A 25,611-nucleotide genomic window follows, 5' to 3' on the forward strand; every position below is an offset into this window, starting at 1 on the left:
CATGTATACATTAAATTTTCCGGCCTGTAACTGGTAGCCAGGCCTGTCGGGACAAAAGAAAAAGAGGCCTAACTAGGAGTATCAGCCTCTGTGTGAAACCTGACTTCACCGCAAATGGGTATGCGCTGTCCGCACTGCGGGCATTTTTTCTCCGACTCGCTCAGGCGGCTATAACCGCCGAGACGGTCAATCACCTTATAACCGCATTGCGGGCAATAGGTATGGGAGCCTTCGCCGCCGACATTGCCAAGATACACATAATTAAGATACTTACGGGCCGTTTTATGAGCTTGCGCCAACGTACTGACAGGCGTTGGCGGGGCATCCATTTTATGATTAGGAAAATAGCGCGATAGGTGCAGCGGCATATCCTCATTGATACCGGCCAGCCACTTAGCCAACGCGGCGATTTCCTCTGCCGAGTCGTTTAGCCCGGGTATCAGCAAGGTCGTAATCTCAACATGACATTGCTTTGCCGCTTGTTCGACTGTTCGTTTGACATGGTCAAGTTTACCGGCACATACTTGCCGGTAAAAATCGTCGGTAAAAGCTTTGACATCAATATTCATCGCCGCAATATAAGGCAGGAGTTCCTGCAACGGCCGCTCATTAATGAAGCCGTTGGAAACCAGCACATTGCGTAGTCCGGCCGCCTGAACGAGGCGCGCGGTTTCCAGGATATATTCATACCACACGCTAGGTTCGGAATATGTATACGCAATACCGATATTGCCCCGTTCGACAAACCTGCCCGCCAGCGCTGCCGCAGCCTGCGGTTCCAGGCGGGTCATCGCCGGCTGAGCCTGGGCAATCTGCCAGTTTTGGCAAAACTTACATGCAAAGTTGCAGCCCCAGGTTCCCAGCGACAAAATAGCACTGCCGGGGTAAAAATGATAAAGCGGTTTTTTTTCAATCGGGTCCAGTGCCTGCGCGGTAGCCTGTGCATAATTTAAACTGTACAGCTTGCCGTCCAGATTGCGCCGTACCCGGCAAAAGCCTGTCTGCCCCTCGGCAATCAGACAGTTTTTCGGACATAACCCACAAACAACGGCATTGTTTTGCTGTTTGTAATGTAGTGCCTCCTGCACTTTCTCTTCACCTGCTTTTGTGCTATTTATAGCGGGTTACGGTAAAGCGGTATAAATCAATTTCTTCTTCCGGCCGGATGCCTGCTTTCTGCATGGCGATGTCAACCTGCTCAGTGACAGTGTCAACACCTTCAAGATCAGGCAGCAGCAAACCGGAGCGCCGCCCTCTACGAACGATGACCCCATATGTTTTCGGATCAAGCTCATCTATGCTGTCAATCTGTTCCGGCGCTTCCAATACATCAACGGAGATTTCCATTTCACCGAGTTCGGTTGGTTCAACGGGCCGAAACCGCGGGTCCTGAGTTCCGGCACTGACCGCATTTTGAATGATTTCTTCGGCAATTGTCGGCTGAGTCGGGGCAAATGTCCCAATACACCCCCGCAACTGCCCTTTCTTTTTAAAAGAAACAAATACTCCCGCCTTCCCGCGTAAAACTTCCGGCAGTTCGGCGGGCTTGTCCATGAGCTGTCCATGGGCAAGGTAATAGGCAAGACTATCCCCGGCAAGTTTTACCGGTGCACTTGGTTTGTCCATTCTAACACCTCCTATTTCTTACCTTTCAGCTTATAAGAAATAACGGCATAACCAACACCAAAAGGCCCCTCATAGGAGGATGTCTTTACTTCCGCCTCCAATCCTCCCATAACCCCCAGCAGGAAAAAAATTGACCGCAGGCCGCATTGCCCTGCTTCCTCAATCAAATTTCCATCCATATTGAGCAGAGATTTGACATCCATATTAGTAAGCGCAGTTACAACCTGACGGTCAAATTCAGCGCCTTTAGGGCTATAGCCGGCCGGAGCATCCGCTGTCAGACGGTGCGATAAATCGCCTGAAGCAATAACCGCTACCCGCTTGTCCACATGCCCGATTGCTGCCTGAACCGCTTTCCCAAAGGTATACATCTCTTCATAAGCCAGCATGCCAATTGTTAAATGCACAATCTGTCCTTTGAACCCGGCTTTGGCCAGATAATAAAGCGGCACAAAGGCACCATGATCAAGCTGCAGGGATACCCGATAATTTTTGGCTATATCATCGGTCAATTCATTTAAATTAATTCCCAAACGCTGACAGTTGCGGATAATATGTTTGATTAACAGATTATCTGTCTCAAAGCCAAGAACAAGGTCGGGAACCCCAAACTGAGCCATGCTTCCCCTGAGGCGAGGATGGATACTAACCGTAACTGCATCTTCAAATACCGGCCCATGCGGTGTAATAATGACAATAGTCTGGGGATTTCCTTCCTTTAACATTTCCGCCACTTGCTTTGCCGCGTCAACTGTCGATTTAATTTTCTCCAATTCCTGGTTTCCCACTTCCGGGATCATAATCGGGGGATGTGGCATGAGCGCACAGCCAACCAAATTGTCCATAGTATCGCTCCCTTCAGGTACTGGTGCTTTTTATCTTCCCACATTCTGGCTAAAATGATACGCTAGTGCTTTGGCGATACTTTCAGCCAGTTTTTGTTGATAAGCTTCCGTATTAAGCTGGGCAGCCTCTGTTGGGTTGCTGATAAAGCCAGCTTCAATAAGCACACCTGGTATAGTAACAGTTTTCAATAGTATAATGTCAGAATCCTGCTTGGCCTGGCGCTTATTTCCAGAAGGAAAATTTCTTAAAGCTTGCTGCGCGATTTCGGCAAGCTGCCTGTTCTCTTCTAATTTGGGATTGTAAAATACCTGCGCTCCTGACCAATTTGCGCCTTTAATGGCATTACAATGAATGCTGAGATAAAGGTTTGCCCCAGACGCGTCAATGATTTCAGCCCGTTTTAGCAGGTCATTGCGTTTACCGCCTTTGCCTTTAGTATAATAATCGATATCACCCTCGCGGGTAAATACCGTTTTTGCCCCGTTGTCAGCCAGGATACTGGCCAGCTTGGCGGCAATCGCCAAATTTATATTTTTTTCAACAAGGCCGTTCCCTTTAGCACCGTCGTCAATACCGCCATGTCCGGCGTCAATAGCAATTGTTTTGCCGTTAAGTACGGTTAAATCAACATTGTCAAGATCCACCATAACCAAATACCGCAGTGTCAGAAGATTTAATACCACTACCGCGATACTAAAAAGAAGCGCACTCAATACTCTTTTACGCCTGATCGCCAGTACCCGCATCCTTACCCCCACTTTCTTCCCCCGGAGTGCTCAATTGCTATTTACACTGTATTCTCTATTTGCCAATTAAATGCTAAAATAATATAGAAAGAAAGTTAGAAAGCTTTTCGAGGTGATCGGCGTGAAACCGCGTGTTCGAATAGGCCGTCTCCTGGCCCTCCTGATTTTGCTATTTTCCCTTACTTTTCTTTGGGCAGGCGGAGATTCTCTCCTGCGCTCCTCACTGGCTAAAGTCAATCCGCTGCCGACCGGTGCGGTTACCGATACCATGTCAGGCATCTCCGGCCTTTGGGGGCGAATCCACAGGATATTTTTTTTGAAAAGTGCCGTTGATGCCAAATTGGATAAAAAAAGTTATGTTCGTCTTGCCGATACTCCCCTCGCATTGCAGCAGGCAATTATCGCTGTCGAAGATAATCGTTTTTATCAGCACATGGGATTTGATATTGAAGGGATTTTGCGGGCTACGCTTGTCAATGTGCAAACAGGCTCTTACGTGGAAGGCGGCAGTACCATTACCCAGCAATTGGTCAAAAATTTGTTTCTCTCTCAGGACCGTACACTTGTCCGGAAAATCGAAGAATTTATTTTGGCTGTTGATATTGAGCTGCGCTATTCGAAAGAAGAAATTTTGGAAATGTATCTGAATACCATTTATTTTGGTTCGGGGGCGACAGGGATCGGCGAGGCCTCCACCATTTATTTTGGCAAACCGCCTTTCCATCTTAATCTCGCTGAATGCGCCATGTTAGCCGGCTTGCCAAACGCACCGTCGCTAACCTCGCCCTATGTAAACTTTAACGCCGCCAAACAGCGACAGGCAATCGTACTTGCGGCCATGTCACGTTATAATTATATCGGCCCGTCCCAGGCACAGGAGGCAAAATTAACACCCATTTTACTGGCTAAATAAGCCAAAAATCCGGCTAACCCTTGGCCGGATTTTTATTTTTACCACTTTTCATTTTTCCGGTAGGCCGTTCCCTGGTAAGTTGCCACCACATTGTTGTTATCATCCGTGATAGTAACAAGATAATTTCCTAATTTATAACTTAATGATATCTCTTTGGCCTCAGCAAACAGTATACCCTGATTCACCGCCTGAGCATAAACAATGCTGGCATTAATTCCTATCGCTACTCTGTCCTCGCTGTTAGCGGCTAATGCAAACGCATAATCAGCCAGGGTAAAGATGGCCCCGCCATGTACGATATGGGCACCATTCAAATGATGGTCTTTGATCACCATTTTTACTTTGGCATAGCCCTTGTCGGCTTCAATTAATTCAATGCCTACATATTTTGCAAACAAATCTCCGCTGGCAATAGCCTGTTTTACTCGTTCCATCAAATAAATCCCCCTTAGTATTTTCCTTACTGTATGCCGAACTGCTGATCCTTTTCACTCCTTATTCATTACTATCTTTAAAAAGAGTCATTCTAGCTACAGGGTGATGTTTCCTCTACAGGCCTGCCAAAATGAGACTAGTTATCGCCGCTGCTCAAAAAATATTCTCAGGTAAATAAAAATCCCTGCAAACACAGAGTTTGCAGGGATAAGCTTTGCCAATATTAACGCTTGGAGAACTGAGACGCTTTGCGCGCTTTTTTAAGGCCGTATTTACGACGCTCTTTTTCGCGCGGGTCACGAGTTAAGAGACCGGCTTTTTTCAGCGGCAGACGGAATTCACCGTCAACTTTTAACAGTGCACGGGCGATACCGTGACGAACTGCGCCGGCTTGGCCGGATACACCGCCTCCCTCAACCTTTGCTAATACATCATATTTGCCAACCGTGTCGGTGATGTTGAGCGGTTGAGTAACAATAAGCTCAAGCGTTTTTAAACCAAAATATTCGTCTAGCGGACGACTGTTTACGATGATTTTGCCTTCACCCGGAACCAGACGAACTCTGGCAACCGAGGTTTTTCTGCGACCTGTGCCGTAGTAAGTAACCAATGCCATTTATATGTTCCTCCTTTCCGGTATTACCTAATATTGAGTTCCAGCACTTCCGGCTTTTGCGCGGCGTGTGGATGGTTAGGGCCAGCATAAACATTCAGTTTACGAAACATTTGACGGCCAATGCTGTTCTTGGGAAGCATTCCTTTAACAGCCATTTCGATGACCCGTTCCGGTTTGCTTGCCAGCATTTTCCCGGCAGTTGTAAAGGTAGTGCCACCCGGATAACCGGAGTGATGGAAATACGTTTTTTGTTCTAATTTTTTACCAGTCAATACAATTTTATCAGCGTTAACCACAATGACATGGTCGCCGGTATCAACATGGGGAGTAAAGGTTGGTTTATTTTTGCCGCGAAGAACTTTCGCGACTTCAACGGCCAAGCGACCAAGGGTTTGACCCTCAGCATCGACAACATACCACTTGCGCTCGATGTTGGCCGGGTTTGCCATAAAAGTTTTCATTGTCTATCCTCCTCATAAAAGCTAAAGGACTCTGCTATTGAAAGACAAGCTATGATAATTAACCTTGAATTCCGGGGCTAATGGAAGTCATGGCAAAAATCTCATAAAGCTATTGTAATAAATTAGTTACCTGATGTCAAGCGTTAAGCCTTGCCACCAAAAAATATTTTGGACAAAGTTTGCCTGTTCCCGTGTTTTTTACTATTTCATAAAGAGTTCAGGCAGGGTGTTAGTAAAGCGTCAGTCAATATTTAACTTCAACTAAATATAAGCCATGCGGCGGGGCTGTTACGCCGGCCGCCCGGCGATCACGGCCCTGCAGCACAGCGTCAAAGCCAGCCGGGGTCATGCGGCGCCGCCCAACCTCGACCAGCGTCCCCACCAAATTGCGTACCATATGATACAAAAAGCCGGTGCCCCAGAATTCAAATTCAATTATTGAATCATCCGCCGCCCGGCAATCTGCCGTCATAATCGTACGGACTGGACTGATCGGCGCCCCGCCGGTAGCCCGAAAAGCGGAAAAATCGTGCGTGCCGACGATGGCCTGCAGCGCAGCTTGCATAAGCGCTATGTCAAGCGGCCGGGTAAAATGCCAGGCATACTTAAGTTCAAACGGATTAGCTAGGCGCGAATTGACGATCCGGTAACGATAAATCTTGCTTTGTGCCGAATAGCGGGCATGAAATTCTACGGATTCTTCTGCCGCGTGGGTAATAACAATGTCATGCGGCAATACGCTTTTAGCGGCTAAGGGAATGCGCTCAGTCGGTACCGTCCCGGTAGTGAAGAAGCTGACAACCTGACCGTAGGCATGCACGCCGGCATCGGTGCGGCCAGCGCCGCAAACAGTAAGCGGATGCCCAAAGATTTTCGGCAGCTGTTCTTCCAGCACTTGCTGAATCGTTATGGCATTGGTTTGCCGCTGAAAGCCGTGGTAGGCTGTGCCGTCATAAGCAAGGTTCAGTTTTATGTTTCTCATGCTGCAAGCTTAAAAACTTTGATGGTAACCAGGATAGCAATTAATGCCACCAGGATAACAGCGGCAATGATATCCGGTGTGCCCATCTGCAGTTCTTTCATTCTGGTGCGATTTTGACCGCCACGGTAACATCTGGCCTCCATTGCCACGGCTAATTCATCTGCCCGGCGAAATGCACTGATAAAAAGCGGCACTAATAACGGCACCATATTCTTCGCCCGTTTCAGGATATTGCCGGAAACAAAATCCGCGCCCCGGGCCATTTGCGCTTTCATGATTCGGTCGGCTTCCTCCAACAGTGTTGGAATAAATCTCAGCGCAATCGTCATCATCATTGCCAGTTCGTGAGCCGGCACCCCTATGCGTTTAAACGGGTTTAGCAGTTTCTCTATACCGTCAGTCAGGGCGATTGGTGAAGTGGTAAACGTTAGGAGCGAAGATACGGCAATTAAGAGTACTAAACGAAGTGACATAAGGGTGCCCATATGAATCCCTTCGCTGGTGGCTAGCAGTGGTCCCACAGTAAATACAACTGAGCCCGGAGTGCTAAAAACATGGATGGCCAAGGTCAGAAGAATGATGATCCACAACGGTTTTATTGATTTTACCACCATGCGCGCCGGGATTTTCGATAAGCCTACTGCCATAGCGGCAAAAGCGATCAGAATCGCATAGGCCAGGTAATCCTCCGCTAAAAATATCGTGCTGATATAAGTAATAACACCTAAAATCTTAGTACGGGGATCGAGAAGATGAATAGGCGATTTTCCGGGAAAATATTGGCCCAACGTAATGTCATTGAGCATGGCTTCTCCCCCTGACAGCTTTAAAGATTTCTGCAGCCGCGTCCTCGGCGGTCATAGCATTGTTGCTAATAGGTAATCCTTTGGCCTTTAATTTATCAATAAGTGCAGTAATCGGCGGCACATCCACACCGGCCTCCTGCAGTTTTTCCCGGCCACTGCTGAAAATTTCTTTAGGCGGCCCGTCTAAGATAATTTGTCCCTGATTCATGACTAATACACGGCTGGCAAAACGGGCAATATCCTCCATGTTGTGCGATACCAGGATAACTGTACTCCCCGTTTCCTGATGCAATTTTACGATCTGCCCAAAAATTTCATCACGGCCGCACGGATCAAGCCCTGCTGCCGGTTCATCCAGAGCCAGATAATCCGGTTCAAGGGCAATCACACCGGCAATGGCGACCCGCCGCATTTGGCCGCCGCTTAGATTAAATGGCGACCGGTCTTTGAAGGTTTCAAATTCAAGGCCGACAAATTCCATCGCCCGGCGGATACGCTGATCAACTTGTTCTGCCGCTAAGCCCAGGTTCTTAGGACCAAAGGCAATATCCTGATAAATGGTTTCTTCAAATAACTGGTGCTCAGGATACTGAAAAACCATGCCAACCTGCCGCCTGGCATTTCTTGCGGCCTGATCTTTCATTTTTAGGTCAATACCGTCAATCGTTACCTTGCCGGACGAAGGGGCGATCAGACCGTTCATATGTTGAACCAATGTAGATTTCCCTGAACCGGTATGACCGATAATGCCAACAAATTCTCCTTTGTTGATGGTAATGTTAATATTTTGGATGGCGGTCCGCTGGTAAGGGGTACCAGGCATATAGGTATAGGTTACGTTGTCAAAGATTATGGACATAACGCCACCACCAATTGTTCATCACTTATGATATTTTTATCCAGCTTAAGCCCCCGTTTCCGTAAGCAGGCAGCCACCTCAGCAGCAGGCGGAACATCCAGGCCCATCGTTTTTAGTCGCTCGACCTGACTGAAAATTTCAGCCGGAGTCCCCGTGAGGGAAATCTGCCCCTGCTCCATGACCACTACCCGGTGGGCGACTACCGCTTCCTCCATGAAGTGGGTAATATAGACAACGGTAATTCCTTCTTTATTCAAACGGCATACCGAATCAAGGACTTCCTTGCGGCCACGGGGATCAAGCATGGCCGTCGGCTCATCAAGGACTAGACACTTGGGGCGCATGGCCAGCACGCCCGCTATCGCCACCCGTTGTTTTTGCCCGCCGGATAATAAGTGAGGACCATGATGCCGGTATTCTTCCATGTTGACAAGCTCCAGAGCTTCCGTAACCCGCCGGGCAATCTCCGCCGGAGGAATCCCTAAATTTTCCGGGCCAAAAGCAACGTCTTCCTCGACGACGGCAGCGACAATCTGGTTATCGGGGTTTTGAAAAACCATGCCAACCTGCTGGCGAATGTCCCAGACCCTTTCCGCATCGGTCGTGTCGATTCCGTTTACCAGACATCTGCCACCTGTAGGCAAAATAAGGGCATTTAAATGCTTGGCCAGTGTCGATTTGCCGGAACCATTTGTCCCGATAACGGCGACGAATTCTCCCTGATTGACTGTCAAGTTAATATCAGTAAGCGCAACTACCTCCCGACCTTCATAACCAGGATACGTATGACGCAAATTTTCAATTTTAATTAATTCTCCCATGTTGAGGTTTGGCACCCCTTTACAAATAATCAGTTAGTCGGCAATAGCAATTAGCTATGCCCCCCGTGCACTGACACCAGTCAAAACCGCTTGTAAGAATAAAGGCGACCCGCCGGGCCGCCTTGTTTTTTACTTGTTACACTAATTCAATAATCGCCATAGGCGCAGCATCGCCCCGACGCGGTCCCAGCTTCATGACCCGGGTATAACCACCTTGACGCTCGGCATATTTCGGAGCCACTACGTCAAATAGCTTTTTCACGACTTCTTCGTCGTAGAGGTATGATAACACTTGGCGGCGGGCATGCAAATCACCCCGCTTGGCCAAAGTAATCATTTTCTCGGCAAGGCCGCTGATTTCTTTCGCCTTAGCTTCCGTTGTTTCAATACGCTCATAGGCAAAGAAGGAGGTCAACATGCTGCGAAACAACGCTTTACGCGCGCTAGTGTCCCGTCCTAACTTTCTGTAGGCCACAACTCTTCCCTCCCTTTACTCTTCATGTTCTGCAAGTCCCAGACCCATTTCAATAATTTTTTTCTTAACTTCTTCCAGTGACTTTCTGCCTAAGTTACGAACTTTCATCATATCTTCTTCGCTCTTTTGCACGAGTTCTGCCACTGTGTTAATTCCGGCCCGTTTTAAGCAGTTGTAAGAACGCACTGAGAGATCCAAATCCTCAATGGTCATTTCCATTACTTTGTTTTTACCCTCAGCTGGTTCTTCTGAAACCAAACCCTGATCCTCATCCTCTTCAGGAGGTTCTCCGGCAATATTTTGAAACACTTTCAGGTGCGACACCATAATGCCAGCAGCTTTGCTGACTGCCTCTTCGGGACGCATACTGCCGTCTGTCCATACTTCTAATGTTAGTTTGTCATAGTTGGTTACGTTACCAACACGCGTATCGGTAACATTGTAATTGACGCGAACAATCGGTGAGAAGATGGAATCAACAGGAATAATCCCGATTACATGGTCGGGTTTTTTATTTTTGTCAGCCGGTACATAGCCTTTGCCTTTTTCAACCATGATTTCCATGCGGAGCTGACTGCCCGCACCTACTGTCGCTAAGTGGAGTTCAGGGTTCAAAATATCAATATCGGCGTCGGCCTTGATATCGCCTGCAGTGACTTCGCCTTCTTCAGTCGCTTCAACAAGTAAAACTTTAGGCTCGTCACTATGCATTTTCAGACATAATTCTTTTAAGTTTAGAATAATGTCGGTGACGTCCTCCCGAACACCGGGAACAGTAGCAAATTCATGAAGCACACCATCAATTTTTACTGAGGTTACGGCTGCGCCAGGCAAAGAGGATAGGAGCACCCGCCGTAAACTATTGCCCAACGTAATGCCAAAGCCCCGGTCTAATGGTTCCCATACAAATTTTCCATAGCGGTTGTCTTCGCTTATTTCTACTATTTCGATCTTCGGTTTTTCGATTTCAATCATCCGGAAAAACCCTCCTCATTTGGCCAAACTCTTACATTACGCCATCGCCACGGTTGAGGGCAGATTATCTTGAATACAACTCTACGATAAGATGTTCCTGGATAGGAATATCAATTTCCTCCCGGGTGGGGTAGCGCATAACTTTACCGCTCATATCGGCAGCCGTAAGTTCAATCCAGGCTGGGATTGTCTTATGGCCAAGCGATTCAGCGATTTTTTTCATGATGGGTGATTCTTTGCTTTCTTCCCGTACGGCAACTACGTCACCGGCTTTTACCAGGAAGGAAGGAATATTTACGCGACGGCCATTAACCTTAAATAAGCCGTGACGAACCAGTTGTCTTGCCTGATTGCGGCTTTCAGCCAGACCCATGCGGTAAACTGCACTGTCCAGTCTTCTTTCCAGCATAACCAGGAGGTTTTCACCGGTAATGCCTTTTTGGCGTTCCGCCTTCTCAAAGTAGTTCCGGAACTGGCGTTCAAGCACACCGTAAATACGGCGGGTTTTTTGCTTCTCACGAAGCTGAATGCCATATTCAGAAACTTTTTTACGGGTTTGACCGGCACCATGCTGGCCGGGAGCAAAACCGTGCTCTGTAAAAGAGCATTTATCGCTATAACATCTGTCGCCTTTAAGATACAGCTTTGCACCTTCCCGGCGACATAATCTGCAAACAGGTCCTGTATATTTTGCCATTCTTACCAAACACCTCCCAATTCCTTAAACTCTTCTTCTTTTTGGCGGACGGCATCCATTATGCGGTATGGGTGTTACGTCTTTAATCATGTTAACTTCAAGGCCTGCAGCTTGCAGGGAGCGGATAGCAGCCTCACGGCCGGCACCTGGTCCTTTTACAAATACTTCAATTTGCTTGAGGCCATGCTCCATGGCAGCTTTGGCAGCCGTTTCAGCAGCCATTTGCGCAGCAAACGGGGTACTTTTCCGTGATCCTCTAAAGCCCAGTCCACCGGCGCTTGCCCAGGAAATGGCATTGCCTCTGGTATCAGTGATGGTAACAATGGTGTTATTAAAAGTCGAACGGATGTGGGCAACACCATGTTCTATATTCTTACGTTCTTTACGTTTTGGTCTTGCAACTTTCTTTTGAGCCAAAGGTAACTCCCTCCCTTACTTCTTCTTCTTAGCGCCGACAGTTCTTTTCGGGCCTTTGCGGGTACGGGCATTGGTCTTGGTACGCTGTCCGCGTACCGGAAGTCCCATGCGATGCCGCTTGCCACGGTAAGAGCCGATCTCAATGAGCCGCTTAATGTTTAATGCTTCTTCCCGGCGAAGGTCGCCCTCAACACGATAGTTTTTATCGATGTTTTCACGCAGTTTGGCAACTTCTTCCTCGGTCAGGTCCCGGGTCCTGGTATCAGGATTGATTCCGGTAGCCTTCAGAATTTCTTTCGACAGTGTTAATCCAATGCCAAAAATGTATGTTAAAGCAATTTCGATGCGTTTATCACGCGGTAAGTCTACACCGGCAATACGTGCCATGTATTAATCCACCCCCTCTTTTTTAACCTTGTTTTTGTTTATGCTTAGGATTTTCGCAAATCACCATAACTCTGCCATGCCGTTTGATGATTTTGCATTTTTCACATATAGGCTTAACCGATGGCCTTACTTTCATAATTAAACCTCCCTTTAGTGCGTCCGCCAGGTACGCCAGTCCGTGTTCGTTCATCAACTTGACTAACGAACCTACGAACCCACGAACAACACAAGCTATTTAAACCTATAGGTAATACGGCCACGTTTTAAATCATATGGTGTAAGTTCGATTGTCACTTTATCGCCAGGCAAAATTCGAATAAAGTTCATACGAATTTTGCCGGATACATGCGCCAGCACAATATGACCATTTTCCAGTTTTACCTGAAACATGGCATTGGGCAGTGCTTCTACGACCGTACCTTCTACTTCAATTACATCCTGTTTGGACATGAGCTTATCCCTCCTCGTCCGCTTTTAAAAACTTATCCGGTCACCTCGATGTGGGCGAGGGCCTGGCGAATCACTTCATCGGTGGGTATTTTGCCGCCGTGTAAAGCTTCCGCCACATTGTCAGCAATAGAGTTAAGCTTTTTAATATGCTTAACGTTCTTTTTTTTGGGACTTGTGACTTTACGTCCGCGTCCGTCCGCTACCAGAAGGGTTTGTGGCTTATACCACCCAAGAACTACATACCTATGGCCGGCATCACGTCCTGCGATTGACAGGACAATATGCCCTGCAATAATAGTTCCATCCGGCATAAGCCGTCTCCTCCTATAGTTTTGTTAATATTTCCGGACCATTAGCCGTTATAGCAATGGTATGTTCAAAATGGGCCGAACGCTTGCCGTCAGCAGTCACTACAGTCCAGTCGTCGCCTAAAGTCTTGACCTCGTGAGTCCCGGCATTAATCATAGGCTCTATTGCTAATGTCATACCAGATTTTAATCGCGGGCCGCGTCCGGGAGGCCCATAGTTAGGTATTTGCGGGTCTTCATGCATGTTTCTGCCAATGCCGTGTCCGACATAGTCACGCACCACACCATAACCATGGCTCTCAGCATAGGTTTGAATCTCATGGGAGATATCGCTTAAACGATTTCCCGCCACAGCTTTTTCAATCCCTTTATAGAGCGACTGCTCGGTTACTTCAATCAGTTCTTTTACTTCATCGTCCACTTGGCCAACAGGCACGGTAATAGCGGCATCACCGACATAGCCGTTTATTGTTGCGCCAAGATCAATACTTACATTATCTCCATTTTTCAACCTTTTTAATCCAGGAATGCCATGTACTACCTCTTCATTGACTGAAGCGCAAATATTACCCGGAAACCCGTTGTAGCCTTTAAAGGTAGGCACCGCGCCTTTGCTTTTGATATACTGTTCGGCAATCCTGTCGATTTCAAGGGTTGTGACGTCAGGTTTCACCGCTTTTTTCACTTCATTAAGCGCTTCCGCCACTATCCGCCCGGCATCACGCAGGTAATTTAGCTCCCTTTGTGATTTCAAGATAATCATACTTGCCCGCCTCTCAGGCTGTTTACAATATCTTTCAGGACATCCTTGATCGGCTGCAAGCCGTTAATTTCGGTATACAAGCCTTTGTCCTGATAATATTCGATTAACGGCTGAGTCTGGGCTTGATAAACAGTCAGACGGTTAAGAACGGTTTCTTCTTTATCGTCATCCCGCTGGTAGAGTTCACCGCCGCATTTATCGCAAACGCCAGCTTGTTTTGGTGCATTGAACGCTACATGATAGGTAGCGCCGCAGCCTTTACAAATCCGCCGGCCAGTCATACGGCCAACCAGTTCGGAACCGGGTGCTGTAATATTGACGACTCTGTCAAGTTTAATCGCCAGTTCAGTGAGTGTGCGATCAAGGGCTTCTGCCTGCGCAATAGTCCGGGGAAAACCATCAAGGATAAACCCTCGCTTGCAATCCGCCTTGGCCAAACGCTCTTTGACGATACCGATCGTTACCGTATCAGGCACCAGTTGCCCGGCGTCCATGCAGGCTTTGGCCTGCTTGCCAAGTTCAGTGCCTTCCTTTACAGCGGCCCGAAACATGTCGCCTGTTGAAATGTGCGGGATTTTAAATTTTTCTACCAGTTGAGCGGCCTGAGTGCCTTTACCGGCACCCGGCGGTCCCATTAACAGAATAAACATGACCACTACCTCCTACTTCATGAAGCCCTGGTAGTGACGCATAAGGACTAGCGCCTCTATTTGCTTCATGGTATCCAAGGCCACACCTACTACGATTAAGAGAGCGGTGCCACCAAAGTAAACCCCCTGGATATTGGTGACTGCTCCTACAAAATTCGGCAGTATGGCAATTATGGCCAGGAAGATTGATCCGGCCAGGGTAATTCTGGTCATAACCCGGTCTAAATAATCGGCGGTAGGTTTACCTGGCCTGATGCCCGGGATAAACCCGCCGTGTTTTTTCATATTCTCTGCCATATCTGATATGTTCATAGTAACCGCAGTGTAGAAATACGTGAAGAAAATGATCAGCAGCGCATACAATGTTGTCTGCAGCGGCGTGCCCCACGCAAACCACCCTGCCACGGTTTTTACCCAGGGTACATCAATAAACTGGGCAATGGTTACCGGGAACATCAGCACAGATGACGCAAAGATGATTGGAATAACACCCGCTTGATTGACTTTAAGCGGAATGTGAGTAGAATGTCCGCCGTACATTTTTCGGCCAACTACTCGTTTGGCGTACTGTACCGGAATTCTGCGTTGGCCTTGTTGTATCAGGATAACAAACACAATCATGGCCACTGCGATAATGAGGAACAGGAAGACATTAAACACATTAATGGATCCTGCATTAACGTACTCGTACATAGTATAGATGCCACTTGGCAGTCTTGATACGATACCGGCAAAGATGATGAGGGAGATGCCGTTACCAATACCTTTTTCGGTAATTTGCTCGCCGACCCACATGAGGAAAGTGGTCCCAGCAGTCAGCGCAAGCGCAATAATGAGAATGGATCCAAAGCCAGGATTAATGATGGCCACTTTCAGTCCAAAAGCCATACCAATTGCCTGAATGAAACCAAGAACAACAGTACCATAGCGAGTGATTTGGGTAATTTTTTTGCGGCCCTCTTCGCCTTCTTTGGCCCACTGTTCGAATTTCGGCACAACTACGGTGAGTAGCTGCATAATAATCGAAGCATTGATATAGGGTGTTATGCTCATCGCAAATATGGAGAATTTACTTAAAGCACCACCGGAAAACATATCCAGCAACCCAAATAGATTACCACTGGTAAACAACTGCTCAATAACGGCGGCATTGACTCCCGGTACCGGGATGTGTGTGCCCAGTCTGAATACCAGGAACATGACCAAGGTAAATACGATTTTTTGCCTTAGTTCAGTAATCTTTAGAACGTTCGAGAGCTCTCCCAGCAATTAAATCACCTCGACTGTACCGCCGGCAGCCTGAATTTTTTCAGCAGCCGACTTGGTAAAGCCATTGGCTTTTACAGTTAAAGCCTTGGTGAGCTCGCCATTACCCAATATTCTAAGACCGTCACGTACTTTTTTAATGACACCGGCTTCGACCAAAGCTTCCAAGTCGACAACTGAGCCGTTGTCAAACCGGTTAAGCTCAGCTACGTTAATTTCGCTGTATTCTTTAGCAAAGATATTGGTAAAACCGCGTTTTGGCAGTCTCAAGTACAAGGGTTTTTGGCCGCCTTCAAAACCAGGACGCACACCGCCGCCGGAACGGGCTTTCTGACCTTTATGGCCTTTACCGGAGGTTTTTCCCAGACCGGAGCCTAAACCACGGCCTACACGGGTACGGACTTTTTTTGAACCAGGCGCTGGAGCTAATTCATGTAATTTCATTTACAGCACCTCCTTGAACTAATATGTTTGGCTATTGCCACGTGGATTTTATTCTGCAATTTGCTCTACGGTAACAAGATGTTCCACTTTGCGAACCATGCCCCTGATTACCGCATTATCTTCCTGAACGACCGAGCTGTTGGTTTTTTTAAGACCCAGTGCTTTTACGGTTGCACGCTGATCTTCTGGTCTGCCAATCAGGCTACGGGTTAAAGTAATTTTAAGTTTCGCCATTGTGTTACCTCCTTAACCCAACAGTTCCTGAACAGTTTTGCCGCGCAGGCTGGCAACTTCTTCAGCACGTTTAAGCTGGCTTAAGCCGGCGATTGTAGCGCGAACCATATTGTTGGCGTTGGATGAGCCGAGTGATTTAGTCAGAATGTCATGAATGCCGGCAAGTTCAAGCACAGCACGCGCCGGACCGCCGGCAATTACGCCTGTACCTTCTGAAGCAGGCTTTAACAACACTTTGCCGGCACCGAACACACCCATGATTTGATGAGGAATTGTGGTACCGACAATAGGAACACTTATCAGATTCTTTTTGGCGTCTTCTACGCCTTTACGGATAGCTTCCGGTACTTCCGAAGCTTTGCCCAGACCGAAACCTACATGGCCGTTTTCATCGCCAACAACTACCAAAGCACTGAAGGAAAAGCGTCTACCGCCCTTAACTACCTTGGCAACCCGGTTAATGAATACAACTTTTTCTTTAAGGTCAAGACCGGTGTAATCAATTCTGGCCATTAATTTCCCTCCTTTTCTTAGAATTCAAGTCCAGCTTCACGGGCTGCAGCTGCTAACGCAGCGACACGGCCGTGATAGATATAGCCGGCGCGGTCAAATACTACTTTCGTAATGCCTTTTTCGAGGGCTCGCTTCGCGATGGCCTCACCTACAACTTTAGCTGCATCAATGTTGCCGCCATACTCGACTTTGGCCTGTAATTCTTTATCTACCGTACTGGCTGATACCAAGGTCACGCCAGTTTTGTCGTTAATAATCTGAGCATAAATATGCTTCAAACTACGGAATACATTAAGACGCGGGCGTTCAGCGCTGCCAATCAGGTTTTTCCGGGCTCTTAATTGGCGCTTATGACGCGCGATGTGTTTGCTCGGTTTACGCAGCAAGGTGTTCACTCCTTTCGCTTAATTTGCCTATCATGAGTTTATTTCTTGCCTTTACCGCCGGCTTTACCGACTTTGCGACGGATAACTTCGCCTTCATATTTGATGCCTTTACCTTTATACGGCTCCGGTTCGCGATAACCACGAATTTTAGCGGCTAATTCGCCAACTGCTTCTTTGTCAATGCCGGAAACGACAATCTTATTAGGCGCAGGAACATCAATGGTGATGCCCTTGGGAGGCTCTACTTCCAGCGGATGTGAGAAGCCTAAAGTGAGCGCCAGTTTTTGACCAGCTTTAGCGGCACGGTAACCGACACCTGCGATTTCCAAAGTCTTGGAAAATCCTTGCGTTACGCCTATTACCATGTTATTCAGCAAAGTTCTGGTCAAACCGTGAAGCGAACGGTGTTCTTTATTATCTGTAGGCCGTTTGACGTTAATAACATTGCCTTCCATCTCGATAATCATATCTTTATGGAGTTGGCGTGTCAGTTCGCCTTTAGGGCCTTTAACTGTTACTACATTGTCATCCCCGATCGTTACGGTAACGCCAGCAGCAACAGTGATGGGACTCCTACCAATTCTAGACATGTTGCACCTCCTGTATCACTAAACTACCAGACGTATGCGATTACTTCGCCGCCCAGACCTTCTTTACGTGCGACTTTATCGCTCATGATGCCTTTGGATGTCGAGATAATCGCAATTCCGAGGCCACCCAGCACGCGTGGCAATTGTTCTTTTTTGGCATATACGCGCAGACCGGGCTTGGAAATGCGTTTGATTCCAGTAATTACTTTTTCGCGGTTTGGACCATATTTCAAGCTCACCCGTAGCATACCCTGCTTGCCGTCTTGAACCAAATCATAGTCTCTGACAAAACCTTCGTCTTTCAGGATTTGTACTACGGCTTGCTTAATTTTTGATGCCGGAATTTCGACTTTATCGTGATAAACCGAGTTGGCATTGCGAATGCGAGTCAGCATATCGGCAATCGGATCGGTCATTACCATGGTTTAGAACCCCCTTCCTATATGTGCTACTACTACCAGCTGGCCTTGGTTACTCCAGGAATGGCGCCTTTGTAGCTCAGTTCCCGGAAACAAATCCGGCACATTTCAAATTTACGCATATATCCGTGCGGACGACCGCAGATCTTGCAGCGATTGTATTTACGCACTTTAAATTTTGGCTCGTTTTTCCACTTCTCAATTAAAGCCTTTTTGGCCACCGAATTCCCTCCTTTGTTAACTGTTGAAACAATTTTACGCGCTGAACGGCATACCCATCAGTCTTAACAGTTCTCTAGCTTCTTCATCAGTTTTCGCTGTGGTAACAATAACAATATCCATACCACGAATTTTGTCTATTTTATCGTAATCAATCTCCGGGAAAATCAACTGTTCCTTAATACCCAGTGTATAGTTGCCACGGCCATCAAAAGATTTCGGACTTACACCGCGGAAGTCACGTACCCGGGGTAAGGAAATGTTGATGAGTTTATCCAAAAACTGATACATCCGCGCGCCACGCATAGTTACCTTGGCACCGATCGGCATACCTTGACGAATTTTAAAAGCAGCAATTGATTTTTTTGCTCTGGTTACGACCGGTTTTTGTCCGGCAATAAGAGTCATATCGTTTACTGCTGCGTCGAGAACTTTAGGATTACCAACGGCTTCACCGACACCCATATTGATAATCACTTTCTCAACTTTTGGTATTTCCATAACGTTTTTGTAGCCAAACTTCTGCATCATTGCTTTAGCTACTTCGTTTATATATTTTTCTTTCAGTCTTGCAGCCATGAGTTAACCTCCTTTCAGGAAAGAATGGTTTTACTTGTCTTTATCAATAACTTCGCCGCATTTTTTGCACACACGCGCAAATACGCCGCTATTTAATTGCGTTTTTTTAATTCGGGTAGGTTTGTCGCAAGCAGGACATACCAGCATAACCTTGGAAGAAGCAAGAGCAGCTTCTTTAACCATAATGCCGCCCTGAGGCGCCTTCTGGCTGGGTTTTGTATGACGCTTAACTTTGTTTACGCCTTCAACCACAACTTTGCCCTTTTTCGGCAGAGCCTCCACGATTTTGCCTTGTTTGCCTTTATCTTTTCCTGACAATACAACTACTTTATCGCCTTTTTTTACATGCAATTTTTGGGCTTCGGACACTCCGGACACCTCCTTATTCTAGATAACTTCCGGCGCCAGTGAGATAATTTTCATGAAATCTTTGTCCCTGAGTTCGCGGGCTACAGGTCCAAATATCCGTGTACCTCTCGGGCTTTTATCTTCTTTTATGACAACTGCGGCATTTTCGTCAAACCGGATATAGGAACCATCCGGACGACGCAGCCCCTTACTGGAACGAACAACAACGGCTTTAACTACATCGCCTTTCTTGACAACGCCACCGGGTGTAGCGTCTTTAACAGCTGCTACAATAACATCACCAATATTGGCATAGCGGCGGTATGAGCCACCCAGTACGCGAATGCACATAATCTGCTTTGCGCCGGTATTGTCAGCAACATTCAGGATAGTCTGCTGTTGAATCATGTGTGCTTATCCTCCTTCCTCATGCGGCTCGGTGCCTGCTGGCACGCTAGAGCGCAGAAGCTTACTTTCGGTGCTAGCGCTAACTTATTTTGCTCTTTCGAGAATTTCAACCACACGCCAGCGTTTTTCTTTCGATAACGGACGGGTTTCCATAATTTTCACAGTATCACCAATATGGCTTTCATTATTCTCGTCATGAGCTTTAAATTTTACAGTATTTTTAACCGATTTATGATATAACGGGTGCTGTACTAAACGTTCAACCGCTACCACGACTGTTTTTTCCATTTTATCGCTTACGACTTTGCCGATACGGACTTTGCGCTCGTTTCTTTCAACGGTCACTTTTACATTGCCTCCCTTCATACTCACTTACCTGGTGCCCTTACTTTACTGAGCTTTAAGTTCACGTTGACGCTGAATAGTTTTAATGCGGGCAATTGTTTTCTTGACGGCAGGAATCCGCATAGGGTTATCCAGTTGGCCGGTAGCATGCTGGAACCGTAAGTTAAACAGTTCTTCTTTCAATTTGTTTAAGTTTTGGTCAAGTTCGGCGGCACTCATTTCGCGGATATCATTAGCCTTCATGTACTTCACCACCCGCTTTAGCATTAGCACCCGGTGCATCCATATCCAAATGCGCGGTATCCTCCCGCGTAACGAACTTAGTTTTGATCGGCAGCTTGTGAGCAGCAAGACGCATCGCTTCCCGCGCGATTTCTTCAGGAACGCCGTCCATTTCGAACAGAACACGACCGGGTTTTACAACAGCTACCCAATATTCTGGTGAACCTTTACCACTACCCATGCGGGTCTCGGCAGGTTTTGCAGTTATCGGTTTATCCGGGAATATTTTAATCCAAACTTTACCGCCACGTTTAATGTAACGGGTCATGGCAATACGGGCTGCCTCGATTTGGCGATTGGTAATCCAAGCCGGTTCAAGAGCCGCCAAACCGTATTCTCCGTGAGAAACGGTAATTCCTTTTGTGGCTTTACCCGTCATACGGCCACGGAATTGTTTGCGGTGTTTTACTCTCTTTGGAATAAGCATGTTTATTCGCCCCCTTCAGTGGCAGCGGCGGCAACAACAGTTTTCTTGGCTTCAGGCAGTACTTCGCCTTTATAGATCCAAACTTTTACGCCGATACGGCCATAGGTGGTATGCGCTTCAGCTGTGCCATAATCAATGTCGGCCCGCAAAGTGTGCAGAGGAATACTGCCTTCACGGTAGCCTTCACTACGCGCAATTTCAGCTCCACCCAGACGACCGCCTACCATTACTTTGATTCCTTTGGCCCCCATACGCATCGTACGGGTTACTGATTGTTTCATCGCCCGGCGGAATGCAATACGTTTTTCCAACTGAGCAGCAATATTTTCAGCAACTAACGTAGCATCAAGCTCGGCCTGTTTAATCTCAGCGATATTAACATCAATATTTTTAGCGGTAAGCTCTTTGAGCCATCTTTTAATATTCTCAATTCCGCTGCCACCACGGCCGATAACCATCCCAGGTTTAGCTGTGTGAATCGTAACCTTCACCCTATTTGCCGCACGCTCAATCACGATTTGCGACACATTCGCAGTGTAAAGTTTTGCTTTCAGCATATCACGGATTTTGATGTCTTCATGCAGGTTTTTTGCATAATCTTTGTCGGCATACCATTTTGCGTCCCAAGTCTTGATAATGCCAAGGCGAAGACCATGCGGATTAACTTTTTGCCCCACTAATTTTCCCTCCTTCGTCTTAGGTTATCTTTCTTTAACAACCAATGTTACATGGCTGGTACGTTTTAAAATTTTGAACGCCTGTCCGCGTGAGCGGGGATGAATACGCTTTAATGTTGGACCCTGATCGACAAATGCCTGTGATACATAAAGGGCATCGGTATTCAGGTCATAGTTGTGTTCGGCATTAGCGACAGCTGATTTCAGCACCTTTTCCACAACTTCAGCTCCGACTTTCGGAGTGTATTTTAAGATTGCAAAAGCCTCGCCCACGTTCTTGCCGCGAATTAAGTCAATTACAATGCGGATTTTGCGGGGAGCAATGCGAATGTGTCTGGCAATTGCTTTAGCTTCCATTATTTAACCCCCTTCCGGCTATGATTCCCGGATTTTTGCTAAGAAATTTATTTTACGCCGGTGGACCGTTCAGAACCACTGTGGCCTTTATACGTCCGGGTTGGTGCGAATTCGCCCAGTTTATGGCCTACCATATCTTCGGTAACATATACCGGCACATGTTTGCGGCCATCATGCACAGCGATCGTGTGTCCGACAAAGCTCGGCAGGATGGTTGAACTGCGTGACCAGGTTTTGATAACTTTTTTATCATTTTTAGCATTAAGTGCATCAATTTTCTTGGTCAAGCTTTCATGCACATAAGGCCCTTTTTTAATTGATCTTGACACCTAAAATAGCCTCCTTTCGTATGTTCGCTTGCATTCGCATGTTCGCTTACGTTTACATTATCTTGCGAACTTCGAACCTCGACTTATCGTTTATCGGCTTCCGCGGGTAGCGCGTCTCTTAACGATTAACTTATCAGAAGCTTTCTTTTTACGGGTTTTGGCACCCATCGCACATTTACCCCAAGGAGTAACAGGATGTTTGCGGCCAACTGGCGACCGGCCTTCACCACCGCCATGCGGATGGTCAATTGGGTTCATCGCAACACCGCGGTTAGCAGGGCGAATACCCAGCCAGCGAGAGCGGCCAGCTTTACCAATGGTAACATTTTCGTGTTCCAGGTTGCCTACCTGACCAATGGTGGCCCGGCAATTAATGTGAACTTTTCTCAGTTCACCGGAAGGAAGTCTAAGCAGGGCATAGTCGCCTTCTTTAGCCATCAACTGAGCAGCCGCGCCAGCGGAACGTACTAATTGGCCACCCTTGCCGATCTTCATTTCAATATTGTGTACTTGCGTACCTACCGGAATGTTCTTAAACGGTAACGCATTACCTACTTTAATATCGGCTTCCGGGCCGCTCATAATGGTATCGCCTGCATTAAGGCCGTTAGGAGCGAGAATATAACGTTTTTCACCATCAGCATAGTGTAACAGAGCAATCCGTGCTGAACGGTTAGGATCATATTCAATGGTTGCAACCTTTGCCGGAATGCCATCTTTATTACGTTTAAAGTCAATAACACGATACAGACGCTTATGGCCACCGCCTTGATGACGGACAGTCAAACGACCCTGTTGGTTACGACCAGCGTGTTGTTGCAGACGCTCGGTAAGAGAACGCTCGGGACGATCCACGGTAATTTCCGAAAAATCGGCTACCGTCATAAATCTTCTGCCAGGAGCGTATGGTTTAAAACTTTTAACTGGCATGTGTGCCCCTCCTTTTTAGAGAATTTGGTTATACACCTTCAAAGAACTCAATGCGCTCGCCGGCAGCCAGTTTTACAATGGCCTTTTTAAAGTCCGGACGCTTGCCGACGTTACGACCCATGCGTTTCGTCTTGCCCATTACCCTCATGGTATTAACGTCAAGAACTTTTACTTTGAAGATTTGTTCAACAGCTTGACGGATTTCAATTTTATTGGCGGTAAGCGGCACAATAAAAGTATATTTATTGTCAGCCATCATCGCAGTAGTTTTTTCTGTGACGTATGGTCTGAGGAGAACATCGCGTGGATTTGCCATTATGCCAGCACCTCCTCAATCTTGGCGACTGCTTCTTTGGTTACCAGCACTTTGTCGTGATGAAGAAGGTCAATTACATTAAGTCCAATCGTTCCAATGGCTTTTACACCAGGAATATTGCGTGACGATTTTTCAACATTTTCATCATTGTCAACAGTGATAATCAGCGCTTTTGCTGCCTGCGCCTCGAAGTTGCCAAGAAGTTTTACTACGTCTTTGGTTTTGGGTTCAGCAAAGCTAATATTTTCAACCACCATTAAGCCACCATCGTTGACTTTCGCAGTCAGTGCCGATTTAATTGCTAAACGGCGAGCTTTACGGGGCATGCTGAATTTGTAACTGCGCGGATGCGGTCCAAACGCAACTCCGCCTCCTACCCACAATGGAGACCGGATGCTGCCAGCCCGTGCCCGGCCGGTACCTTTCTGTTTCCAGGGTTTTCTACCGCCGCCACGTACCATAGCTCTGGTCTTGGTTGCGTGAGTGCCTTGACGTTGGCTTGCCATTTGCATAACAACAGCCTGATGAACAAGGGCTTCGTTTATTTCTACGCCAAATACGCTATCATTAAGTTCCATTTCACCGGTTTTCGCACCGGTCATGTCATATACTGCCACTTTCGGCATATAGCACATCCTCCTTTCGATGCTCGCAACCTACACTCTACGAAAAAAACGCAAAGTTGCAAGCTGCGATTACTTATTGGGTTTTACGGTATTTTTCATAATGATGAAACTGCCTTTGGGTCCCGGAATAGCGCCTTTAACTAAGAGAAGATTACGAGGCACGTCAACACGAACCACTTGCAGGCGTTGTACGGTAACTTTTTGACCGCCCATACGACCCGGGAGTTTCTTGCCTTTAAATACTTTACCGCCGCCACCGCTCATCCGGGAACCGATAGTTCCTGGCTCACGGTGTGATTTTGAACCGTGACCCATAGGTCCACGCGCAAAATTGTGGCGTTTAATGCCGCCGGCAAAACCTTTGCCTTTAGAAGTACCGGTTACATCAACAAGTTCACCTTCGCTGAACACGTCAGCATTAAGGACTTGACCTACTGTATATTCAGAGGCTCCAGGCAGGCGCAGTTCACGGATAAATTTCACCGGTTTTACATTGGCCTTGGCAAAGTGGCCCTGCATCGGTTTATTAACCTTTTTCTCTTTAACAGCGCCAAATCCGAGTTGCACTGCGTTGTAGCCATCATTTTCAACTGTCTTGTTTTGCACCACGACATTGGGGCCGGCTTCAATAACGGTAACCGGAATAACTCTACCCTCAGCCGTAAAGATTTGGGTCATCCCCAGTTTTTTTCCTAAAATTCCTTTAGCCATATTATTGCACCTCCTCCTACAGCTTGATTTCGATGTCCACACCAGCCGGCAAATCGAGACGCATTAAGGCATCTACTGTTTTAGGTGTCGGCTCAAGGATGTCAATCAGACGTTTGTGTGTCCGCATTTCAAATTGTTCGCGGGAGTCTTTGTTGACATGAGGTGAACGCAAAATAGTGAAGATATTTTTTTCTGTAGGAAGCGGAATCGGACCAGAAACCATTGCGCCGGTACGTTTTGCGGTTTCAACAATTTTGACTGCGCTTTGGTCAAGCGCCTTATGGTCATATGCCTTAAGGCGGATTCTGATTTTTTGTTGCTTAGCCATTTAATTATTCCTCCTTATCGCCCAGTTTCTCTGAACGGACATTCTCGGTGGAAATTTCCCCGCGCGTGCGGGCCACCTTCCACGTCATCGCCGGTCAATATCCTGGCAAAAGGCGGCAAATGCCGCCCTTTGTCCGATATTATATTATGAAAAGAAATTATGCTTCAACAGCAGTTACAACACCAGCGCCTACGGTACGGCCACCTTCGCGAATTGCGAAACGCAGGCCTTCTTCGATAGCGATCGGCGTAATCAGTTCAATGTCCATGCGAATGTTGTCGCCAGGCATTACCATTTCCACACCTTCCGGCAGGGTAACTACGCCGGTTACGTCGGTTGTCCGGAAATAGAATTGCGGACGATAGCCGTTAAAGAACGGGGTATGACGGCCGCCTTCTTCTTTGGACAGTACGTATACTTCGGATTTGAATTTGGTATGCGGTTTAATGCTGCCGGGTTTGGCCAGTACTTGTCCGCGCTCGATCTCTTTACGCTCAATACCGCGTAAAAGTGCGCCGATGTTGTCGCCGGCTACTGCCTGATCCAAGAGTTTGCGGAACATTTCTACACCCGTTACTACCGTGGATTTCGGCTTGTCGGTCATACCAACGATTTCAACCGTATCGCCAACTTTTACCACGCCA

45 protein-coding genes are annotated in these 25,611 nt (G+C 47.2%); 1 reads left to right on the top strand and 44 read right to left on the bottom strand.

What is annotated here, in order from left to right:
* Nucleotides 1-68 precede the first annotated feature (68 nt).
* From amrS to BLR65_RS23275, 4 genes are read right to left on the bottom strand one after another with little or no spacing between them, the layout of a single operon-like run.
* Nucleotides 69-1,088 carry an AmmeMemoRadiSam system radical SAM enzyme gene (gene amrS, locus BLR65_RS23260; RefSeq protein WP_093796552.1) on the bottom strand — a complete coding sequence of 340 codons (1,020 nt, stop codon included), beginning with the start codon at nucleotides 1,086-1,088 and terminating at the stop codon, nucleotides 69-71.
* Between the two features lie 22 nt (nucleotides 1,089-1,110).
* A complete protein-coding gene (amrA, locus tag BLR65_RS23265; RefSeq protein WP_093796553.1) occupies nucleotides 1,111-1,626 on the bottom strand; it encodes an AmmeMemoRadiSam system protein A in 516 nt (171 codons plus the stop codon).
* Nucleotides 1,627-1,637: 11 nt separating this feature from the next.
* Nucleotides 1,638-2,471, bottom strand: a complete 834-nt coding sequence (gene amrB / locus BLR65_RS23270; RefSeq protein WP_093796554.1) for an AmmeMemoRadiSam system protein B — start codon at nucleotides 2,469-2,471, stop codon at nucleotides 1,638-1,640.
* A gap of 30 nt (nucleotides 2,472-2,501) precedes the next feature.
* The gene (locus tag BLR65_RS23275; RefSeq protein ID WP_245693004.1) at nucleotides 2,502-3,230 is read right to left on the bottom strand and encodes an N-acetylmuramoyl-L-alanine amidase; all 729 of its coding nucleotides are present in this window, start codon (nucleotides 3,228-3,230) and stop codon (nucleotides 2,502-2,504) included.
* A 109-nt stretch (nucleotides 3,231-3,339) separates the two neighbouring features.
* Here BLR65_RS23275 and BLR65_RS23280 point away from each other — a divergent pair, with 109 nt between their 5' ends.
* The gene (locus BLR65_RS23280) at nucleotides 3,340-4,131 is read left to right on the top strand and encodes a transglycosylase domain-containing protein (RefSeq protein WP_093796556.1); all 792 of its coding nucleotides are present in this window, start codon (nucleotides 3,340-3,342) and stop codon (nucleotides 4,129-4,131) included.
* 38 nt (nucleotides 4,132-4,169) lie between these two features.
* Here BLR65_RS23280 and BLR65_RS23285 read toward each other — a convergent pair whose 3' ends face one another.
* The 40 genes from BLR65_RS23285 to BLR65_RS23480 form a co-directional block, all read right to left on the bottom strand.
* A complete protein-coding gene (locus BLR65_RS23285) occupies nucleotides 4,170-4,565 on the bottom strand; it encodes a PaaI family thioesterase (protein WP_093796557.1) in 396 nt (131 codons plus the stop codon).
* A gap of 224 nt (nucleotides 4,566-4,789) precedes the next feature.
* Entirely contained in the window at nucleotides 4,790-5,182 is a 393-nt protein-coding gene (gene rpsI, locus BLR65_RS23290; protein ID WP_093796558.1) for a 30S ribosomal protein S9, read from the bottom strand.
* 23 nt (nucleotides 5,183-5,205) lie between these two features.
* Nucleotides 5,206-5,643 (bottom strand): 50S ribosomal protein L13, encoded by a 438-nt coding sequence (gene rplM, locus BLR65_RS23295; protein WP_093796559.1) that lies wholly within the window; start codon nucleotides 5,641-5,643, stop codon nucleotides 5,206-5,208.
* Between the two features lie 244 nt (nucleotides 5,644-5,887).
* A complete protein-coding gene (truA, locus tag BLR65_RS23300) occupies nucleotides 5,888-6,625 on the bottom strand; it encodes a tRNA pseudouridine(38-40) synthase TruA (protein ID WP_093796560.1) in 738 nt (245 codons plus the stop codon).
* Entirely contained in the window at nucleotides 6,622-7,431 is an 810-nt protein-coding gene (locus BLR65_RS23305; RefSeq protein ID WP_093796561.1) for an energy-coupling factor transporter transmembrane component T family protein, read from the bottom strand. The genes truA and BLR65_RS23305 overlap by 4 nt, the downstream gene beginning before the upstream one ends.
* Nucleotides 7,421-8,290 (bottom strand): energy-coupling factor transporter ATPase, encoded by an 870-nt coding sequence (locus BLR65_RS23310; protein ID WP_093796562.1) that lies wholly within the window; start codon nucleotides 8,288-8,290, stop codon nucleotides 7,421-7,423. Before BLR65_RS23310 ends, BLR65_RS23305 begins: the two co-directional genes overlap by 11 nt.
* The gene (locus BLR65_RS23315) at nucleotides 8,281-9,111 is read right to left on the bottom strand and encodes an energy-coupling factor transporter ATPase (RefSeq protein WP_093796563.1); all 831 of its coding nucleotides are present in this window, start codon (nucleotides 9,109-9,111) and stop codon (nucleotides 8,281-8,283) included. Before BLR65_RS23315 ends, BLR65_RS23310 begins: the two co-directional genes overlap by 10 nt.
* A gap of 136 nt (nucleotides 9,112-9,247) precedes the next feature.
* Nucleotides 9,248-9,586 (bottom strand): 50S ribosomal protein L17, encoded by a 339-nt coding sequence (gene rplQ / locus BLR65_RS23320; RefSeq protein WP_093796564.1) that lies wholly within the window; start codon nucleotides 9,584-9,586, stop codon nucleotides 9,248-9,250.
* Nucleotides 9,587-9,601: 15 nt separating this feature from the next.
* A complete protein-coding gene (locus tag BLR65_RS23325) occupies nucleotides 9,602-10,561 on the bottom strand; it encodes a DNA-directed RNA polymerase subunit alpha (protein WP_093796565.1) in 960 nt (319 codons plus the stop codon).
* 64 nt (nucleotides 10,562-10,625) lie between these two features.
* On the bottom strand, nucleotides 10,626-11,258 hold the full coding sequence (gene rpsD / locus BLR65_RS23330) for a 30S ribosomal protein S4 (RefSeq protein WP_093796566.1): 633 nt from the start codon (nucleotides 11,256-11,258) through the stop codon (nucleotides 10,626-10,628).
* A 24-nt stretch (nucleotides 11,259-11,282) separates the two neighbouring features.
* A complete protein-coding gene (gene rpsK / locus BLR65_RS23335; RefSeq protein WP_093796567.1) occupies nucleotides 11,283-11,675 on the bottom strand; it encodes a 30S ribosomal protein S11 in 393 nt (130 codons plus the stop codon).
* A gap of 15 nt (nucleotides 11,676-11,690) precedes the next feature.
* Nucleotides 11,691-12,062, bottom strand: a complete 372-nt coding sequence (rpsM, locus tag BLR65_RS23340; RefSeq protein ID WP_093796568.1) for a 30S ribosomal protein S13 — start codon at nucleotides 12,060-12,062, stop codon at nucleotides 11,691-11,693.
* A gap of 22 nt (nucleotides 12,063-12,084) precedes the next feature.
* Entirely contained in the window at nucleotides 12,085-12,198 is a 114-nt protein-coding gene (rpmJ, locus tag BLR65_RS23345; protein WP_028971919.1) for a 50S ribosomal protein L36, read from the bottom strand.
* Nucleotides 12,199-12,293: 95 nt separating this feature from the next.
* Entirely contained in the window at nucleotides 12,294-12,512 is a 219-nt protein-coding gene (infA, locus tag BLR65_RS23350) for a translation initiation factor IF-1 (protein ID WP_021168717.1), read from the bottom strand.
* Between the two features lie 32 nt (nucleotides 12,513-12,544).
* On the bottom strand, nucleotides 12,545-12,823 hold the full coding sequence (locus BLR65_RS23355; RefSeq protein WP_093796569.1) for a KOW domain-containing RNA-binding protein: 279 nt from the start codon (nucleotides 12,821-12,823) through the stop codon (nucleotides 12,545-12,547).
* A gap of 13 nt (nucleotides 12,824-12,836) precedes the next feature.
* Nucleotides 12,837-13,583 carry a type I methionyl aminopeptidase gene (gene map / locus BLR65_RS23360; RefSeq protein WP_093796570.1) on the bottom strand — a complete coding sequence of 249 codons (747 nt, stop codon included), beginning with the start codon at nucleotides 13,581-13,583 and terminating at the stop codon, nucleotides 12,837-12,839.
* Entirely contained in the window at nucleotides 13,580-14,233 is a 654-nt protein-coding gene (locus BLR65_RS23365) for an adenylate kinase (RefSeq protein WP_093796571.1), read from the bottom strand. Before BLR65_RS23365 ends, map begins: the two co-directional genes overlap by 4 nt.
* Before the next feature lie 12 nt (nucleotides 14,234-14,245).
* The gene (gene secY, locus BLR65_RS23370; RefSeq protein ID WP_093796572.1) at nucleotides 14,246-15,502 is read right to left on the bottom strand and encodes a preprotein translocase subunit SecY; all 1,257 of its coding nucleotides are present in this window, start codon (nucleotides 15,500-15,502) and stop codon (nucleotides 14,246-14,248) included.
* Nucleotides 15,503-15,943, bottom strand: coding sequence for a 50S ribosomal protein L15 (gene rplO / locus BLR65_RS23375; protein WP_093796573.1), 441 nt, complete (start codon nucleotides 15,941-15,943; stop codon nucleotides 15,503-15,505).
* Nucleotides 15,944-15,991: 48 nt separating this feature from the next.
* Nucleotides 15,992-16,177, bottom strand: a complete 186-nt coding sequence (gene rpmD, locus BLR65_RS23380) for a 50S ribosomal protein L30 (RefSeq protein WP_093796574.1) — start codon at nucleotides 16,175-16,177, stop codon at nucleotides 15,992-15,994.
* A 12-nt stretch (nucleotides 16,178-16,189) separates the two neighbouring features.
* Nucleotides 16,190-16,690, bottom strand: coding sequence for a 30S ribosomal protein S5 (gene rpsE / locus BLR65_RS23385; RefSeq protein ID WP_093796575.1), 501 nt, complete (start codon nucleotides 16,688-16,690; stop codon nucleotides 16,190-16,192).
* Nucleotides 16,691-16,707: 17 nt separating this feature from the next.
* The gene (rplR, locus tag BLR65_RS23390) at nucleotides 16,708-17,076 is read right to left on the bottom strand and encodes a 50S ribosomal protein L18 (protein WP_093796576.1); all 369 of its coding nucleotides are present in this window, start codon (nucleotides 17,074-17,076) and stop codon (nucleotides 16,708-16,710) included.
* A gap of 38 nt (nucleotides 17,077-17,114) precedes the next feature.
* On the bottom strand, nucleotides 17,115-17,666 hold the full coding sequence (gene rplF, locus BLR65_RS23395; RefSeq protein ID WP_093796577.1) for a 50S ribosomal protein L6: 552 nt from the start codon (nucleotides 17,664-17,666) through the stop codon (nucleotides 17,115-17,117).
* Nucleotides 17,667-17,689: 23 nt separating this feature from the next.
* A complete protein-coding gene (gene rpsH / locus BLR65_RS23400; RefSeq protein WP_093796578.1) occupies nucleotides 17,690-18,088 on the bottom strand; it encodes a 30S ribosomal protein S8 in 399 nt (132 codons plus the stop codon).
* Between the two features lie 32 nt (nucleotides 18,089-18,120).
* The gene (locus tag BLR65_RS23405) at nucleotides 18,121-18,306 is read right to left on the bottom strand and encodes a type Z 30S ribosomal protein S14 (protein WP_075752846.1); all 186 of its coding nucleotides are present in this window, start codon (nucleotides 18,304-18,306) and stop codon (nucleotides 18,121-18,123) included.
* Nucleotides 18,307-18,340: 34 nt separating this feature from the next.
* A complete protein-coding gene (gene rplE / locus BLR65_RS23410; protein ID WP_093796579.1) occupies nucleotides 18,341-18,883 on the bottom strand; it encodes a 50S ribosomal protein L5 in 543 nt (180 codons plus the stop codon).
* 30 nt (nucleotides 18,884-18,913) lie between these two features.
* The gene (gene rplX / locus BLR65_RS23415; protein ID WP_093796580.1) at nucleotides 18,914-19,252 is read right to left on the bottom strand and encodes a 50S ribosomal protein L24; all 339 of its coding nucleotides are present in this window, start codon (nucleotides 19,250-19,252) and stop codon (nucleotides 18,914-18,916) included.
* 18 nt (nucleotides 19,253-19,270) lie between these two features.
* Nucleotides 19,271-19,639, bottom strand: coding sequence for a 50S ribosomal protein L14 (gene rplN, locus BLR65_RS23420; RefSeq protein WP_093796581.1), 369 nt, complete (start codon nucleotides 19,637-19,639; stop codon nucleotides 19,271-19,273).
* An 84-nt stretch (nucleotides 19,640-19,723) separates the two neighbouring features.
* Nucleotides 19,724-19,984, bottom strand: a complete 261-nt coding sequence (gene rpsQ / locus BLR65_RS23425; protein ID WP_281241575.1) for a 30S ribosomal protein S17 — start codon at nucleotides 19,982-19,984, stop codon at nucleotides 19,724-19,726.
* A 45-nt stretch (nucleotides 19,985-20,029) separates the two neighbouring features.
* Nucleotides 20,030-20,227: a 50S ribosomal protein L29 gene (gene rpmC, locus BLR65_RS23430; protein WP_093796583.1), complete on the bottom strand. Its 198-nt coding sequence runs from the start codon at nucleotides 20,225-20,227 to the stop codon at nucleotides 20,030-20,032.
* Nucleotides 20,217-20,693 (bottom strand): 50S ribosomal protein L16, encoded by a 477-nt coding sequence (gene rplP, locus BLR65_RS23435; protein WP_245693005.1) that lies wholly within the window; start codon nucleotides 20,691-20,693, stop codon nucleotides 20,217-20,219. The genes rpmC and rplP overlap by 11 nt, the downstream gene beginning before the upstream one ends.
* 2 nt (nucleotides 20,694-20,695) lie before the next feature.
* Nucleotides 20,696-21,370 carry a 30S ribosomal protein S3 gene (rpsC, locus tag BLR65_RS23440; protein WP_093796584.1) on the bottom strand — a complete coding sequence of 225 codons (675 nt, stop codon included), beginning with the start codon at nucleotides 21,368-21,370 and terminating at the stop codon, nucleotides 20,696-20,698.
* Nucleotides 21,371-21,394: 24 nt separating this feature from the next.
* A complete protein-coding gene (gene rplV, locus BLR65_RS23445) occupies nucleotides 21,395-21,727 on the bottom strand; it encodes a 50S ribosomal protein L22 (RefSeq protein ID WP_093796585.1) in 333 nt (110 codons plus the stop codon).
* A 47-nt stretch (nucleotides 21,728-21,774) separates the two neighbouring features.
* Nucleotides 21,775-22,056, bottom strand: a complete 282-nt coding sequence (gene rpsS, locus BLR65_RS23450) for a 30S ribosomal protein S19 (protein WP_093796586.1) — start codon at nucleotides 22,054-22,056, stop codon at nucleotides 21,775-21,777.
* 90 nt (nucleotides 22,057-22,146) lie between these two features.
* On the bottom strand, nucleotides 22,147-22,986 hold the full coding sequence (gene rplB / locus BLR65_RS23455; protein ID WP_093796587.1) for a 50S ribosomal protein L2: 840 nt from the start codon (nucleotides 22,984-22,986) through the stop codon (nucleotides 22,147-22,149).
* A gap of 28 nt (nucleotides 22,987-23,014) precedes the next feature.
* Nucleotides 23,015-23,302, bottom strand: coding sequence for a 50S ribosomal protein L23 (gene rplW, locus BLR65_RS23460; RefSeq protein WP_093796588.1), 288 nt, complete (start codon nucleotides 23,300-23,302; stop codon nucleotides 23,015-23,017).
* Nucleotides 23,302-23,928, bottom strand: a complete 627-nt coding sequence (rplD, locus tag BLR65_RS23465; RefSeq protein WP_093796589.1) for a 50S ribosomal protein L4 — start codon at nucleotides 23,926-23,928, stop codon at nucleotides 23,302-23,304. Before rplD ends, rplW begins: the two co-directional genes overlap by 1 nt.
* Nucleotides 23,929-23,997: 69 nt before the next feature.
* On the bottom strand, nucleotides 23,998-24,639 hold the full coding sequence (rplC, locus tag BLR65_RS23470; RefSeq protein ID WP_093796590.1) for a 50S ribosomal protein L3: 642 nt from the start codon (nucleotides 24,637-24,639) through the stop codon (nucleotides 23,998-24,000).
* Nucleotides 24,640-24,655: 16 nt separating this feature from the next.
* Nucleotides 24,656-24,967, bottom strand: coding sequence for a 30S ribosomal protein S10 (rpsJ, locus tag BLR65_RS23475; protein ID WP_093796591.1), 312 nt, complete (start codon nucleotides 24,965-24,967; stop codon nucleotides 24,656-24,658).
* Nucleotides 24,968-25,124: 157 nt separating this feature from the next.
* Nucleotides 25,125-25,611: EF-Tu C-terminal domain-related protein (locus BLR65_RS23480; protein WP_245693006.1), on the bottom strand; the 487-nt coding region annotated here is incomplete at its 5' end.

This window comes from Sporomusa acidovorans, assembly GCF_900101845.1.
Taxonomy (GTDB): domain Bacteria; phylum Bacillota; class Negativicutes; order Sporomusales; family Sporomusaceae; genus Sporomusa; species Sporomusa acidovorans.

Coding starts and splice junctions, on each gene's coding strand:
- amrA (WP_093796553.1), bottom strand. CDS start 1,626: ATGGACAAACCAAGTGCACCGGTAAAACTTGCCGGGGATAGTCTTGCC.
- amrB (WP_093796554.1), bottom strand. CDS start 2,471: ATGGACAATTTGGTTGGCTGTGCGCTCATGCCACATCCCCCGATTATG.
- BLR65_RS23285 (WP_093796557.1), bottom strand. CDS start 4,565: ATGGAACGAGTAAAACAGGCTATTGCCAGCGGAGATTTGTTTGCAAAA.
- rpsI (WP_093796558.1), bottom strand. CDS start 5,182: ATGGCATTGGTTACTTACTACGGCACAGGTCGCAGAAAAACCTCGGTT.
- rplM (WP_093796559.1), bottom strand. CDS start 5,643: ATGAAAACTTTTATGGCAAACCCGGCCAACATCGAGCGCAAGTGGTAT.
- truA (WP_093796560.1), bottom strand. CDS start 6,625: ATGAGAAACATAAAACTGAACCTTGCTTATGACGGCACAGCCTACCAC.
- BLR65_RS23305 (WP_093796561.1), bottom strand. CDS start 7,431: ATGCTCAATGACATTACGTTGGGCCAATATTTTCCCGGAAAATCGCCT.
- BLR65_RS23310 (WP_093796562.1), bottom strand. CDS start 8,290: ATGTCCATAATCTTTGACAACGTAACCTATACCTATATGCCTGGTACC.
- BLR65_RS23315 (WP_093796563.1), bottom strand. CDS start 9,111: ATGGGAGAATTAATTAAAATTGAAAATTTGCGTCATACGTATCCTGGT.
- BLR65_RS23325 (WP_093796565.1), bottom strand. CDS start 10,561: ATGATTGAAATCGAAAAACCGAAGATCGAAATAGTAGAAATAAGCGAA.
- rpsD (WP_093796566.1), bottom strand. CDS start 11,258: ATGGCAAAATATACAGGACCTGTTTGCAGATTATGTCGCCGGGAAGGT.
- rpsM (WP_093796568.1), bottom strand. CDS start 12,062: ATGGCACGTATTGCCGGTGTAGACTTACCGCGTGATAAACGCATCGAA.
- rpmJ (WP_028971919.1), bottom strand. CDS start 12,198: ATGAAAGTAAGGCCATCGGTTAAGCCTATATGTGAAAAATGCAAAATC.
- infA (WP_021168717.1), bottom strand. CDS start 12,512: ATGTCCAAACAGGATGTAATTGAAGTAGAAGGTACGGTCGTAGAAGCA.
- BLR65_RS23355 (WP_093796569.1), bottom strand. CDS start 12,823: ATGCCGGATGGAACTATTATTGCAGGGCATATTGTCCTGTCAATCGCA.
- map (WP_093796570.1), bottom strand. CDS start 13,583: ATGATTATCTTGAAATCACAAAGGGAGCTAAATTACCTGCGTGATGCC.
- BLR65_RS23365 (WP_093796571.1), bottom strand. CDS start 14,233: ATGTTTATTCTGTTAATGGGACCGCCGGGTGCCGGTAAAGGCACTCAG.
- rplO (WP_093796573.1), bottom strand. CDS start 15,943: ATGAAATTACATGAATTAGCTCCAGCGCCTGGTTCAAAAAAAGTCCGT.
- rpmD (WP_093796574.1), bottom strand. CDS start 16,177: ATGGCGAAACTTAAAATTACTTTAACCCGTAGCCTGATTGGCAGACCA.
- rpsE (WP_093796575.1), bottom strand. CDS start 16,690: ATGGCCAGAATTGATTACACCGGTCTTGACCTTAAAGAAAAAGTTGTA.
- rplF (WP_093796577.1), bottom strand. CDS start 17,666: ATGTCTAGAATTGGTAGGAGTCCCATCACTGTTGCTGCTGGCGTTACC.
- rpsH (WP_093796578.1), bottom strand. CDS start 18,088: ATGGTAATGACCGATCCGATTGCCGATATGCTGACTCGCATTCGCAAT.
- rplE (WP_093796579.1), bottom strand. CDS start 18,883: ATGGCTGCAAGACTGAAAGAAAAATATATAAACGAAGTAGCTAAAGCA.
- rplN (WP_093796581.1), bottom strand. CDS start 19,639: ATGATTCAACAGCAGACTATCCTGAATGTTGCTGACAATACCGGCGCA.
- rpmC (WP_093796583.1), bottom strand. CDS start 20,227: ATGAAGGCTAATGATATCCGCGAAATGAGTGCCGCCGAACTTGACCAA.
- rplP (WP_245693005.1), bottom strand. CDS start 20,693: ATGCTTATTCCAAAGAGAGTAAAACACCGCAAACAATTCCGTGGCCGT.
- rplV (WP_093796585.1), bottom strand. CDS start 21,727: ATGGAAGCTAAAGCAATTGCCAGACACATTCGCATTGCTCCCCGCAAA.
- rplB (WP_093796587.1), bottom strand. CDS start 22,986: ATGCCAGTTAAAAGTTTTAAACCATACGCTCCTGGCAGAAGATTTATG.
- rplW (WP_093796588.1), bottom strand. CDS start 23,302: ATGGCAAATCCACGCGATGTTCTCCTCAGACCATACGTCACAGAAAAA.
- rplD (WP_093796589.1), bottom strand. CDS start 23,928: ATGCCGAAAGTGGCAGTATATGACATGACCGGTGCGAAAACCGGTGAA.
- rplC (WP_093796590.1), bottom strand. CDS start 24,639: ATGGCTAAAGGAATTTTAGGAAAAAAACTGGGGATGACCCAAATCTTT.
- rpsJ (WP_093796591.1), bottom strand. CDS start 24,967: ATGGCTAAGCAACAAAAAATCAGAATCCGCCTTAAGGCATATGACCAT.